The organism is endosymbiont of Lamellibrachia barhami (assembly GCF_011947365.2).
In the GTDB taxonomy this organism is placed as follows: domain Bacteria; phylum Pseudomonadota; class Gammaproteobacteria; order Chromatiales; family Chromatiaceae; genus QGON01.
In genome coordinates this window covers 1,946,758-1,958,392 of sequence record NZ_JAAVSH020000001.1, presented here as the reverse complement: position 1 = coordinate 1,958,392, position 11,635 = coordinate 1,946,758, and the positions used below count along the sequence as shown (strand labels likewise).

The 11,635-nt window shown below is 57.4% G+C and carries 14 protein-coding genes; 4 read left to right on the top strand and 10 right to left on the bottom strand.

Features of this window, described 5'->3' with window-relative positions; all coding sequences use genetic code 11:
- Positions 1–10: 10 nt before the first annotated feature.
- On the bottom strand, positions 11–238 hold the full coding sequence (locus tag G9Q73_RS19570; RefSeq protein WP_246345148.1) for a hypothetical protein: 228 nt from the start codon (positions 236–238) through the stop codon (positions 11–13).
- A gap of 31 nt (positions 239–269) precedes the next feature.
- Here G9Q73_RS19570 and G9Q73_RS08745 point away from each other — a divergent pair, with 31 nt between their 5' ends.
- Complete coding sequence (locus G9Q73_RS08745; RefSeq protein ID WP_177419443.1) at positions 270–455, top strand: hypothetical protein; 186 nt, start codon at positions 270–272, stop codon at positions 453–455.
- Between the two features lie 91 nt (positions 456–546).
- Here the strand turns inward: G9Q73_RS08745 and G9Q73_RS08740 are convergent, their stop codons facing one another.
- Complete coding sequence (locus G9Q73_RS08740; protein WP_177419442.1) at positions 547–858, bottom strand: (2Fe-2S) ferredoxin domain-containing protein; 312 nt, start codon at positions 856–858, stop codon at positions 547–549.
- Positions 859–941: 83 nt separating this feature from the next.
- On the opposite strand from G9Q73_RS08740, the gene G9Q73_RS08735 reads away from it, so the two are divergent.
- Positions 942–2,162, top strand: coding sequence for a (Fe-S)-binding protein (locus G9Q73_RS08735; protein ID WP_177419441.1), 1,221 nt, complete (start codon positions 942–944; stop codon positions 2,160–2,162).
- Positions 2,159–2,803 (top strand): 2-polyprenyl-3-methyl-6-methoxy-1,4-benzoquinone monooxygenase, encoded by a 645-nt coding sequence (coq7, locus tag G9Q73_RS08730; protein WP_177419440.1) that lies wholly within the window; start codon positions 2,159–2,161, stop codon positions 2,801–2,803. The genes G9Q73_RS08735 and coq7 overlap by 4 nt, the downstream gene beginning before the upstream one ends.
- 234 nt (positions 2,804–3,037) lie before the next feature.
- Here coq7 and G9Q73_RS08725 read toward each other — a convergent pair whose 3' ends face one another.
- Together G9Q73_RS08725 and G9Q73_RS08720 are read right to left on the bottom strand one after the other, a co-directional pair.
- Positions 3,038–4,645 carry a DUF885 family protein gene (locus G9Q73_RS08725; RefSeq protein ID WP_177419439.1) on the bottom strand — a complete coding sequence of 536 codons (1,608 nt, stop codon included), beginning with the start codon at positions 4,643–4,645 and terminating at the stop codon, positions 3,038–3,040.
- Entirely contained in the window at positions 4,638–5,054 is a 417-nt protein-coding gene (locus G9Q73_RS08720; protein WP_177419438.1) for an OsmC family protein, read from the bottom strand. Before G9Q73_RS08720 ends, G9Q73_RS08725 begins: the two co-directional genes overlap by 8 nt.
- Before the next feature lie 250 nt (positions 5,055–5,304).
- Between G9Q73_RS08720 and crp the strand changes: the two genes are divergently transcribed.
- Positions 5,305–5,961, top strand: coding sequence for a cAMP-activated global transcriptional regulator CRP (gene crp / locus G9Q73_RS08715; RefSeq protein ID WP_177421365.1), 657 nt, complete (start codon positions 5,305–5,307; stop codon positions 5,959–5,961).
- 195 nt (positions 5,962–6,156) lie between these two features.
- On the opposite strand, the gene trpC is transcribed toward crp, so the two are convergent.
- The 6 genes from trpC to G9Q73_RS08685 all read right to left on the bottom strand — a co-directional run bounded on the left by trpC (position 6,157) and on the right by G9Q73_RS08685 (position 11,318).
- Positions 6,157–6,954, bottom strand: coding sequence for an indole-3-glycerol phosphate synthase TrpC (gene trpC / locus G9Q73_RS08710; protein ID WP_177419437.1), 798 nt, complete (start codon positions 6,952–6,954; stop codon positions 6,157–6,159).
- Between the two features lie 46 nt (positions 6,955–7,000).
- Positions 7,001–8,023: an anthranilate phosphoribosyltransferase gene (gene trpD, locus G9Q73_RS08705; RefSeq protein WP_177419436.1), complete on the bottom strand. Its 1,023-nt coding sequence runs from the start codon at positions 8,021–8,023 to the stop codon at positions 7,001–7,003.
- Positions 8,024–8,110: 87 nt separating this feature from the next.
- Positions 8,111–8,353: a chemotaxis protein gene (locus G9Q73_RS08700; protein ID WP_177419435.1), complete on the bottom strand. Its 243-nt coding sequence runs from the start codon at positions 8,351–8,353 to the stop codon at positions 8,111–8,113.
- A gap of 20 nt (positions 8,354–8,373) precedes the next feature.
- A complete protein-coding gene (locus G9Q73_RS08695) occupies positions 8,374–8,952 on the bottom strand; it encodes an anthranilate synthase component II (protein ID WP_177419434.1) in 579 nt (192 codons plus the stop codon).
- A gap of 2 nt (positions 8,953–8,954) precedes the next feature.
- Positions 8,955–10,454 (bottom strand): anthranilate synthase component I, encoded by a 1,500-nt coding sequence (gene trpE / locus G9Q73_RS08690; RefSeq protein WP_177419433.1) that lies wholly within the window; start codon positions 10,452–10,454, stop codon positions 8,955–8,957.
- Positions 10,455–10,637: 183 nt separating this feature from the next.
- On the bottom strand, positions 10,638–11,318 hold the full coding sequence (locus G9Q73_RS08685) for a phosphoglycolate phosphatase (RefSeq protein ID WP_177419432.1): 681 nt from the start codon (positions 11,316–11,318) through the stop codon (positions 10,638–10,640).
- Positions 11,319–11,635: the final 317 nt, after the last annotated feature.

Sequence of the window (11,635 nt, the reverse complement as noted above, 5' to 3'; positions counted from 1 at the left end):
TGTGGTGGGGTCAAGCAAGACCCAGCAGTTGTGCCAGCTGATGCAGATTTTTCAGCACCGCCATATCCATCCGCTCGCCCTCGATGAACAGCAGCACATCGGCACCCTCCGGCACCTCATTGGCATAGTAGGTAAGCCGCCAATCCGCCGGCAGGTCATCAGGATAGAAACTGCCTTGCCAGGCGGGATGATCCCAACCCACAGCGAGAATATGAAAGACAGGGCGGTTATCGGGCATAATCGAAGTCGATACAGTCGGAGTTCACAAGATGGCGGACATTCTACCTTTTAATCGCCCCAAACTCAGCGAGAAACATAAAGGCAGGGGATTGTGCCGGGAGGGTTTCCACAAATGGGAAGTGCAAAACGAACAGTCATTCGACGTGAAGCGGGGACGATTGGTCACCCGCTATCGTTGCAAACGGTGTGGGGCGACCAAGATCAAGGCACGGTAGGTCGGTTCAAGCGTAGCGGAACCGGCAACCTCAATCATTCATCGAAGCCCGAATGCCCGATCCGCCACGCTTGATCGAGCCTACGCACCAGTCAGCGGATCCTCAACCGCTCCACCACCTCACCGTCGATCAGATGGCGTTGCAGGATCTCATCGAGATCCTCGCCATCGATATAGGTGTACCAGACCGCTTCCGGGTAGACCACGATCACCGGCCCTTTATCGCAGCGGTCCAGGCAACCCGCGGAGTTGATGCGAACACCACCGGGACCGGCCAGACCCAGCGCCTTGACCTTCGCCTTCAGATAGCCCCGCATCTTTGCCGCGCTAAACCTGGCGCAACAGCTACGGCCATCGTCCCGCTGGTTGGTACAGAAAAAAAGATGGTGGCGATAGTGGGACATGTCTGCCTGCCGTTGTGATTACAATCCGATTAACCGCTATTATAGTGCCTGCCTTAACCCTGATTACCATACCTCAGCAATCCGTGACCCCAGAACAACTCCTGAAAGAAGCTGACCGCTGCGTCAAGTGTGGGCTCTGTCTGCCTCACTGCCCGACCTACCGCAAGTTGGCGAATGAAGCGGATTCACCTCGGGGCCGAATCGCGCTGATTCAGGCACTGGCCAGTGGTGAACTGTCACCGACACCCACTCTGCGGCTACATCTGGCACGCTGCCTCAACTGCCGCGCCTGCGAAACCGCCTGTCCCTCGGGAGTCGCCTATGGCGAACTGATAGACGCAGCCCACGCCATGCTGCAGCAGTCAGCGGGCGTCAAAAGGCCGCTGCGCCGGGCACTCCTGAACCTGCTCAGTGAACGCAAACTTTTCGGCCAAATCACCCGTCTGCTGCCGCTGCTGTCCCGTACCGGCGTGTTGCGTCTGATGAAAAAGGCGCCATCAAAGCCTCTCAGACAGCTGGCAGATCTGGCATCGGTAATGCCGGTTTACCAACCCCCTCCTTCTGGCCTCACCCCAGCCACCACGGCAGGTGGCGGCAGTGTGCAACTTTTTATCGGTTGCATTTCCAGCCAGGCGGATCGCCCGGTGATAGATGCAGCCATCCGCCTGCTCATACACCTGGGTTTTGCGGTGAACGTACCCAAACAACAAGTCTGCTGCGGCGCCCTGCATCGGCACAACGGTTTCCCGCAAGAGGCTGACCGGCTAGGCAAGCAAAACAGCAGAGTGTTCGTCTCATCCAAACCCACGGCCCTCATCACCCTCGCCGATGCCTGTCACAAGGAGTTGCTGGAACAGACCCGGTCCACGCCACGTCTGCAGACGATTTCAGCGTTTCTGCTCGACACACCCTGGCCGGAGACACTCCATTTCACCCCATTGAAGGCAAGGGTGGCGGTACACCGCCCATGCTCGGCATCAGAGGACTCTTCCATGACATTGCTGCAGCGGATACCCGGCCTCATCCCCTTCCTGCTGCCGGAAAACGCCATCTGCTGTGGCGGCGCCGGCAGTTATCCACTGACCCAGCCAGCACTCGCCCAGTCACTTGGTGAGGATAAGATCGCACTGCTGAAAGAGACAAAGGCCGACATACTGGTCACCAGCAGCACTGGCTGCACCCTGCAGTTTCGCACCCAGATCAAGCGTGCCGGGCTCGATATCGAGGTACTACACCCCGTAGAACTGCTGACACGGCAACTGGACTTGAACAGTAAGTCAGACAGGCTTATCTTTTCCCTATGAGACAGAGAAACTACAGCCCAGCCGACAATCTGCTGATCGGCATCGACCAGGTCCTGCGCACCCTATTTGGACGCCCCCAGGTCACCGAGCGCAGCAACCCCGCACAGACCATCCCAGAGTCTGAGATGAGTGACCAGGAACGGGACGAAACCGCCCGTCTGATGCGTATCAACCACACCGGCGAGGTCTGCGCCCAAGCGCTCTATCAGGGGCAGGCGCTGACCGCGAAACTGCCGGATGTGCGGGAGAGCATGGAACGCGCAGCCCAGGAGGAGAACGACCACCTCGCCTGGTGCGAAAAACGGCTACAGGAGTTGGACAATCGCAAAAGTCTGCTCAACCCCTTCTGGTATGCCGGATCATTCCTCATGGGCGCTGCTGCAGGATTGGCGGGGGACAAATGGAGTCTAGGCTTCGTTGCAGAGACCGAACATCAGGTCGAAGCCCACCTGAACAACCATCTGAACCGCCTGCCGCCCCAGGACGAAAAGAGCCGCGCCATCCTGGAACAGATGAAAGAGGATGAGATCCACCACGCCACCGTCGCCCTCGAAGCGGGTGGCGCCGAACTACCGGAACCCGTCAAACAGGCGATGAAATTCACCTCAAAAGTGATGACGAAATCGGTTTGGTATTTTTAAGGGAAGGCTAAAGGTTAAAGGATTGGCCAGCCTGAGCTTCACCCGGAAACAGTCCATTGCCGACAAGTGTGATGGCCCAATCAAACACAGCGGATCGGGCATTCAGATTTGGTAGAATATATGCAACGACTGGTTCCACCACGCTTGAACCAACCGGCAAATCTCCCACAACAGTTACGACGAAGCCTGGCCTATCAGCTGGCACTGCCTCCTTTAGCCTTTAACCTTTAGCCTTTAACCTGTCACCTGCCCCAGAACCGTCCCAGACACCTCTTCCCAAACCGTTTCCCCAAAGACGCGCTTTACCACCAGCGGCAGACTGACGGCACCATGCGCCAACAACCGGCTGTGAAACGCCTTGAGCGACAGCTCAGGCTCCTGACGCAGCACAACTTCCCTTGTCTGCTCTATCAATGCGACGCCGATCAACGCCATGAAGGCATCCGTCGGCCGCCTGGAGAGATGGATCAGCCGCGACTCGGCCAAACCGGGGGCGGGTTGATCGAGCAGGGATTGCAACCGGCCCAGTGCCTGATGGCTGTCCAAACGCCCCATGTGAAATTCGAGATCCGCCAGCGCGAGGCGACGGCGAGCCAGCAGCAGCATATCCTCGCGGGTGAAAAAACCTCGCGCCTCCAGCAACCAGCTGATGTAGTGCGCCCAACCACGCTTGAAAGCGGCGGACGGGTTGATCTGCCGCACCAGGCTATGGGCCTGCACACCACCGGCCAAAGCCAGGTAGTGACGCCCGGTCCAGCCACCGTAGAGGCAGCGCAGACGAATAGCCGAAAGGGTTTCACCACCCTTCAATTGCCGCGTTTCGTCCGGGATCAGCAGGATCCCCCCACTCTCGCTGCGCAGATAACTGCCGCAGTCGGGGCGGCTGAAACAGCCATCGGTAACCCGAAACTCCAGTGGCTGTGACGGCAGCTCAAGCAGATCCTGCGCTTCGACAAAGGCCTTGAACCTGGCACTCTCTTCGCGGTAGGCCTGACACCTGGCATCCCCGGAGAGGTCAGATTCGGAAACATACTGATCTCTCAGCGCCTCCTGGTCTATCCCCAACTCGTCGAGATGGCGCAAATAGCGCGCCTGCTGCTGTCGCGCCAGTGCCAACGCCTGTTCTCCTGTCAGGGACAGCTGGTGCCGATGGGCCAGCAACCGGTCCACCTGCTCGGGGCCACAATCGGAACCCCCCGCAGCCTCGGGGGCCAGGTCGTTGATCAGAAACTGACGGAAATCCTCGATCGCCTCTGCCGCACTCGAACCAAGCTCCTGCAGCCGCCCCTGCTCGGCACAGCATTGATGGGCCTGAGGCAGTTCGCCATGAAGCCGATGCAGCCAGGGAAGACCGGCTTCCGACATCTCCAACGCCTCTGCCAGCCAGAGGGTCGAGACCAGTTCCGGCAGTTCCGCGAGCTGCGTACGCGCATCCCGCAGATAGTTGCCGGTGCGTTCCAATATCCCTTGCAGCGATTCACAGAGGGAGGCCGGCTGGCGCACCATTAACTCCTGCAGGGAGCGCAACGGCAGGTAACGGGCCGGGTCGCGGTGACGCCAATCCTGCTCCAGCAGCATGCGGTGCTCTATCATCGCAGCCCCGAAGATCAATTGAAGATCGAGCTGCCGATCCGGGTCAAGCGCCTCGAACCGCAACGCTTCCAGCCCCAGTAGAAGATTACTCAACCAGGAGGAGAGCGCTCCGACATCGTCGTCACCATCGGCGGCCAACAGGCCTTCATAGCCAGGCACACCGGCAAAGATCGCCGCCACGGGATGGTAGCGAAACCAAACCTTGTAGAATTCGGAGATGAGCGCATCGAAGTTCGCAGCCTCAGGCATCACGGATCTCATAGTCGTGGGTAATCTCTGCCATCTGCCCAAGCATGATGGAGACGGAACAGTATTTCTCAGCGCTCAGGGAGATTGCACGGGAGATATGCTTTTCGCTCAACCCCTTGCCGGTGACGATAAAATGGGCATGGATGCGGGTGAACACCTTCGGCTCGGATGCGGAGCGTTCCGCTTCGAGTTCCACCACGCAGTCTGTCACCTGCTGGCGAGATTTACGCAGCATGCTGAGGACATCGAATTCGGTACACCCCCCCATGCCCAGCAGCAGCATCTCCATTGGCCGCACTCCCAGATTGCGCCCACCATGTTCCGCTGGACCATCCATTACTACAGCATGACCACTGCCCGATTCACCCAGCATGGTGGCGTCCTGCACCCATTTAACCCGTGCCTTCATCACAACTCCGAAAAAAATATTACATTTCGACAATAAATTTACAGTTCAGCCACCTTTTAACCTCGACGAACCGAAACTTCATTCACTATGATATCCAATGAATCATTGAAAATGTAAGTGTCCGTGTCATCAACATTTAACGGTACACCAGCTATCCTTCAACAACAAACAGGACTTGCTAAACTTGCGTTGGTGCCTATGCTGCCACTAAGCTATTGAAACATTAACCAGGACGTCGAGCAGAAAGATCATATCGATCATACAACCACCGCCTCAGGATCCGGAATACCTTCAGCGATTCCTCTCCTTTTGTCATCGCCGGCGTTATCCAAAAAACACCGAGATCATCCATATTGGCGACCCTGCCGATGTGCTCTACTACCTGATCGAAGGGTCGGTTGCCGTCTATATCGAAGACGACGACGACGGCAAGGAGATCATCCTCACCTATCTCAACAAAGGAGAATTCATCGGCGAGATGGGTCTCTTTATTCCGGCTCCCAAACGTAGCGTCATGGTACGCACCCGCACCCCCTGCCAGATTGCCGAGATCAGTTACAAGCGATTGGAACAGCTGTTCGATGGCGATCTGCAGGAGTATACCAAAGAGATTCTCTACGCCATGGGTGCCCAGCTCACCGAGCGGCTGATACAGACCAGCGCCAAGGTTGGACATCTGGCATTTCTCGATGTCACTGGCCGCATCGCCCGTACCCTGCTGGACCTCTGCAGAGAACCTGACGCCATGACCCATCCGGACGGCATGCAGATCCGCATCACCCGCCAGGAGATTGGACGCATTGTCGGTTGTTCACGAGAGATGGCAGGAAGGGTGCTGAAGAACCTGGAACAGCAGGAACTTATCAGCGTCAAGGGAAAGACGATTGTGGTGTTTGGGACGAGATAAAAAACAGGTCGAAGGCGAAAGGTTAAAGGCCAAAGGAGGCCGTGCCACCGGAAAAGCCGGACGCTGTCGTGACTACCAACATGTAGGCCTGATCAAGCATAGCGGATCGGGCATACAGCTTTGGCAGAACAATTCAGGCTACCGGTTTCGTTGCGCTTGAACCGGCCTGCGGCACTTTCGCCTTTCGCCTTCCGCCTAAAAAAACAGTTCTGCCAGTTTCTCCCCTGGATCATCGGCCCGCATAAACGCCTCCCCTACCAGAAACGCATCCACGCCGTTTGAACGCATCAGGACCACGTCGTCACGGGTGTGAATCCCGCTTTCGGTCACCAGGATGCGATCATCGGGAATTCGTTCCAACATGCGCAGGCTGGTATCCAGGCTCACCTCAAAAGTGCGCAGATTGCGGTTGTTGATGCCGATCAGGCGGTTTTCCACCTTCAGCGCCCGCTCCAGTTCCGGCTCATCGTGTACTTCGATCAGCACATCCATTCCCAACTCATGGGCCAGATCATTGAGTCCCCGCATCTGCCCATCTTCCAGACAGGCCACGATCAGCAGGATGCAGTCGGCCCCCATGGTGCGCGCCTCGTAGACCTGATAGGGATCGATGAAAAAGTCCTTGCGGATGACCGGCAGGTCACAGGCAGAGCGGGCCTGTTTCAGATACTCATCACTGCCCTGAAAAAAATCGATATCGGTCAGAACCGACAGGCAGGCCGCCCCGCCCTTTGCATAACTCCGGGCGATCTCCGCCGGACGAAAGTCCTCACGCAGCAACCCTTTGCTGGGAGAGGCGCGTTTGATCTCGGCAATGACGCCTGCCCCGCCTGTTGCAATCCTCGCGGCAATAGCGTCTGCAAACCCCCGGCAGGGTTCAGCCGCATCAAGTTCCGACCTCAAGGCCTGCAGGGAGATCCGGGCAGAACGCTCCGCAATCTCTTCCTGCTTACGGAGGACTATCTTCTTCAGAATATCGGGGGTATCGCTCATTGTGCTTCTGTATTCGGTTCAGTCACCAGTGGGGTCGGAGTCAATCTCAGTCAAAGCTCTGGGTCAGGATCACCAGCCTGTCCAGACGGCTGCGGGCTTCGCCACTGGCAATCGCCTGGTCCGCCCTGTTGATGCCGTCCATCAGTGTGTCGGCCAGCCCCGCAGTATAGATGGCCGCACCCGCATTGAGTTGCACAATATCCCGGGCCGGACCCGGCCGGTCTTCCAGCACACCACGAATCACATTGAGACTCTGCGCCGCGTCCTCCACAGTGATTTCACTGATCGCCGCGCGGCTGATGCCGAACTCCTCCGGCTGAATGGTATAGCGGCGGATCTGACCCTCTTTCAATTCCGCCACATCTGTGGCGTCACCAATGCTGATCTCGTCCAGCCCGTCACGGGAGTGAACCACCATAACGTGGTGACTGCCCAGCTTCTGCAGGACTTCCGCCAGTGGCTGTAACAGCGATTCACTGAAGACCCCTAACAGTTGATTCGGCACACCGGCAGGATTGGTCAGGGGACCCAACACATTGAAAACAGTCCGCACCCCCATCTCCTTGCGCGGGCCGATGGCGTATTTCATCGCGCTGTGGTGGCCGGGCGCAAACATGAAACCCACACCCACCTCCCGCACACACTGCTCGACCTGTTCAGGCGTAAGGTCCAGGCGAATACCGGCAGCCTCGAGTGCATCGGCACTGCCCGACTTGCTGGAGACCGACCGGTTGCCATGTTTGGCGACATGGCAGCCAGCCGCCGCCGCCACGAACATACTGGCGGTGGATACGTTGAAGGTCCCGGAGGCATCACCGCCTGTACCGACGATATCCACAGTATTCGGCAGATCGCCTACCGAGACGCCGCTGGCGAGCTCACGCATGACCGCAGCGGCGGCGGCAATCTCCGTCACCGTCTCACCTTTCATACGCAGGCCGATAAGAAAACCGCCGATCTGCGCCGGCGTGGCGCCACCGGTCATGATGGTGCGCATGACGCCCGTCATCTCGTCGGAGTCGAGATCCTGACGAGCCAGGACTTTGTTGATGGCCTTCTGCATCTCCATTGGTACTCCCCCTTTAACTTTTTGTCCGAGGCACCTGAAAGGCCGGAGTCAAACCGCCCCACCTGTGTCGTGAAATCTATCGACCATTTAGCGCCTGTTCTCCAGATCAGCCACATGGGCCAACGCCGCCCTGACCAAAAACAGGGTCAAAGGCACCATCATTACCGCCCCCACCGACAGCATGACGAGCGCATAGTGCTCGAACCGCCAACCGGCAGGCACCAGGCTGGCAGCATCGATATATTCAGCCAGCCCCAAGCCAAAAAGCAGGCTGCCGATTGCGTTGACGACCAGCAGATGGAGCGGCGGTCTGATGCGGTTTTTTTTCACCTGCGATCCAGCCCCCCAGGCTATCCACCCTCGATAAAATTTCGCAGCATGTCGTGACCATGCTGAGTCAGTATCGACTCGGGGTGAAACTGTACGCCCTGTACGTCCAGTGTCTTGTGGCGCACGCCCATGATCTCATCCAGCTCTCCGGCTTTTTCAGTCCAGGCAGTAATCTCGAGACAGTCAGGAAGTGTGGACCGTTCGATCACCAGCGAATGGTAGCGGGTCGCCTCAAAGGGATTCTCCAACCCGCTAAAGACACCGCTGTCCGCATGATGGATGGGGGAGGTCTTGCCGTGCATCACCTCGCGGGCGTGAACAATCCTGCCGCCAAAGGCCTGGCCGATCGACTGATGTCCGAGACAGACGCCAAGCAGCGGAATGCGACCGGCGAAGGTCTTGATCACCTCCACCGAGATACCCGCTTCGGCAGGGGTGCAAGGGCCAGGGGAGATGACGATATGATCAGGCTGCAGCGCCTCGATCTCATCAATGCTGATCTCGTCGTTGCGATGGACCCGCACATCGGCACCCAGCTCTCCCAGATACTGCACCAGGTTATAGGTGAAGGAGTCGTAGTTATCGATCATCAGCAACATGATCAGACCCCCTCTTCCGCGCAGGCATGGCGATCCAGCCCCGCTTCCGCCAGTGCAACCGCACGAAACACCGCTCGTCCCTTGTTCATGGTCTCTTTCCACTCCAGTTCAGGAATGGAGTCCGCCACAATGCCTGCGCCCGCCTGGATATGCAGTATCTTGTCCTTGATCACCGCCGTACGGATGGCGATGGCGGTATCCATGTTGCCGTTCCAACTCAGATAACCCACCGCACCCGAGTAGACCCCACGCTTCACCGGCTCCAGTTCGTCGATGATCTCCATCGCCCGGATCTTCGGCGCACCGCTCACGGTGCCCGCTGGAAAGGTTGCCCGCAAAACGTCTATAGCGGTCATGCCGTCCTTCAGATCGCCAGTGACATTGGAGACGATATGCATCACATGGGAGTAGCGCTCCACGATCATCTTGTCGGTCAGTTCCACACTGCCGACCTTGGCGACCCGCCCGGTATCGTTGCGTCCCAGGTCGATCAGCATCAGATGCTCAGCCAGCTCTTTGGGGTCCGCCAGGAGCTCCGCCTCCAGCGCCCTGTCCTCCTCCTCGGTATAACCGCGGCGGCGGGTGCCGGCGATCGGGCGCACGGTGACCACTCCGTCCTCCAGCCGGGTGAGGATCTCCGGCGAGGAGCCGACGATATGGAAATCACCAAGGTTGAGGAAATACATATAGGGGGATGGATTCAGGCCACGCAGCGCCCGGTAGAGATCGAGCGGCGGCGCCTGAAACGGGATCGACAGCCGCTGTGAGATCACCACCTGCATGCAGTCGCCTTCCAGGATGTACTCCTTGACGCGATTCACCGCCGATTTGTAACCGGATTCAGTAAAACCCGAGACGAAGTCAGATTCTTTGATCTCCCGCCCGGCTTCACCGCCGCCACGGGGCGCCTCCTGCTGCATCGCCAAAATCAGTTCACGGATACGTCGTTGTGCGCTCTCCAACGTTCCACCAGCAGATGGATCGACGTGCACGATCAGGTACATGCGGCCGCTGAGGTTATCGAATACCACCACCTCATCTGAGACCATCAGCAATATATCCGGGGTCTCCAACAGATCGGGATTGGGGCACTCTCCCAGGCGCGGCTCGATATAACGAATGATGTCGTAGCCAAAATAGCCCACCAAGCCGCCGTTGAAGCGGGGCAGCCCTTCCAGTTCAGCCGCCTTGTAACGCCCCTGAAACTGCTCGATCCACGCCAGAGGATCACTGACTTCGACAGACTCGATCACCTCGCCTTCACACTCCACCTCGACGTGATGCCCCATAACACGCACCAAGGTCTGGCTCGGCAGGCCGATAATGGAGTAACGACCCCATTTTTCACCACCCTGGACTGACTCGAAGAGATAGGTGTAAGGCGCGTCCGCCAGTTTGAGATAGACACTCAAAGGCGTGTCGAGATCGGCAAGCACCTCGCAAACGACAGGTATACGGTTAAAACCCTGGGCCGCCAGGGCAGCGAATTCTTGAGGGGTCATGATCCTCTCCACACAACAGACAAAACAACGGTTGGACGATTGGTCGGAATCACCAACGCCATCGCGTGCCGGTCTTTAGGATCGTGTTGTGTGAAAGCAGGTACATATCAGGTTCTTTATGGATTCGGCAACTGAATCAAATTCAAAGTGAGCGACTACGATAATCCAAAACAGCCATACAGCTCAAGCGGCAGATTCAAGCAGGCCCTGAATCTCAGCCATGGAGTCGATGACAGCATCGGGATTGGCCTCGCAGATATCGACCCCGTGGTTATAACCATAACTCATGCAGACGATCTGAAAACCGGCGGCGCGGGCCGCCTTCACATCACTCACTGAGTCCCCCAGCATCATCGCATCCGAGGCATCGACACCGAAGTGTTCCGCCCCATGCAGCAACGGCATCGGATCCGGCTTCTTTTTCGCCAGGGTATCGCCGGAGATCACGATATCGAACTCGTCGTGTATTCCAAGATCCTTGAGCAGCGGCACTGTGAACTGCGCTGCCTTGTTGGTGACACAGCCAAGCTGGTAACCGGCGGACTTCAAATAATCCAGACCCTCTCGCACACCGGGATAGAGCAGCGAGCGCTTGGAGGTATTATCGGCATAGAGCTCAAGAAAGATCGGATAGGCCTTCTCAAAATCCGTTTCGTCAGGCTCACCGTTGAGCTGGCCGATCAATCCGCGCCGCACCAGACGCTCCACCCCATTGCCGACCCAGTCACGAACCTTCTCTTCGCCAGGAGCGGGACGTCCCAACTGTTTCATCATCTCATCGATACACCAGGCCAGGTCGGGCACGCTGTCCACCAGGGTTCCATCAACATCGATAAGGATCATTTTGGGTTGCTTGAGACTCATAACCTGCTACCTGCCTGGCAACTCAAAAAGCTTTAATCAAGTACGGAAGATCGATAGTAACTTTGTACCGCCCTGCCTGTGGAAATTGGCAAAGTTCGTGGTTGACACATTTATAGGTGGAAGGCGTCAAATTGCCTCATCCCTCTTCACAGAACTGCATGTACGACCCACGTATACGGCTCCTGTAAACAATTATCTCAGATAACTGAGACAGAAATACCTGTCTGAGTACTGGCCATATCCACCAACTTCGTCCCTCATGAAGCCAGTGGTTTGGCATGGCAAAGAGCAATACAACTGGAACGAAGTACAACATT

Excerpts from the sequence above, each read along its gene's own strand:
- G9Q73_RS08725 (WP_177419439.1), bottom strand. The coding sequence starts at position 4,645 with ATGCCTGAGGCTGCGAACTTCGATGCGCTCATCTCCGAATTCTACAAG.
- G9Q73_RS08745 (WP_177419443.1), top strand. The coding sequence starts at position 270 with ATGGCGGACATTCTACCTTTTAATCGCCCCAAACTCAGCGAGAAACAT.
- coq7 (WP_177419440.1), top strand. The coding sequence starts at position 2,159 with ATGAGACAGAGAAACTACAGCCCAGCCGACAATCTGCTGATCGGCATC.
- trpE (WP_177419433.1), bottom strand. The coding sequence starts at position 10,454 with ATGACCCCTCAAGAATTCGCTGCCCTGGCGGCCCAGGGTTTTAACCGT.
- G9Q73_RS08720 (WP_177419438.1), bottom strand. The coding sequence starts at position 5,054 with ATGAAGGCACGGGTTAAATGGGTGCAGGACGCCACCATGCTGGGTGAA.
- G9Q73_RS08695 (WP_177419434.1), bottom strand. The coding sequence starts at position 8,952 with ATGTTGCTGATGATCGATAACTACGACTCCTTCACCTATAACCTGGTG.
- G9Q73_RS08740 (WP_177419442.1), bottom strand. The coding sequence starts at position 858 with ATGTCCCACTATCGCCACCATCTTTTTTTCTGTACCAACCAGCGGGAC.
- G9Q73_RS08685 (WP_177419432.1), bottom strand. The coding sequence starts at position 11,318 with ATGAGTCTCAAGCAACCCAAAATGATCCTTATCGATGTTGATGGAACC.
- trpD (WP_177419436.1), bottom strand. The coding sequence starts at position 8,023 with ATGGAGATGCAGAAGGCCATCAACAAAGTCCTGGCTCGTCAGGATCTC.
- G9Q73_RS19570 (WP_246345148.1), bottom strand. The coding sequence starts at position 238 with ATGCCCGATAACCGCCCTGTCTTTCATATTCTCGCTGTGGGTTGGGAT.
- trpC (WP_177419437.1), bottom strand. The coding sequence starts at position 6,954 with ATGAGCGATACCCCCGATATTCTGAAGAAGATAGTCCTCCGTAAGCAG.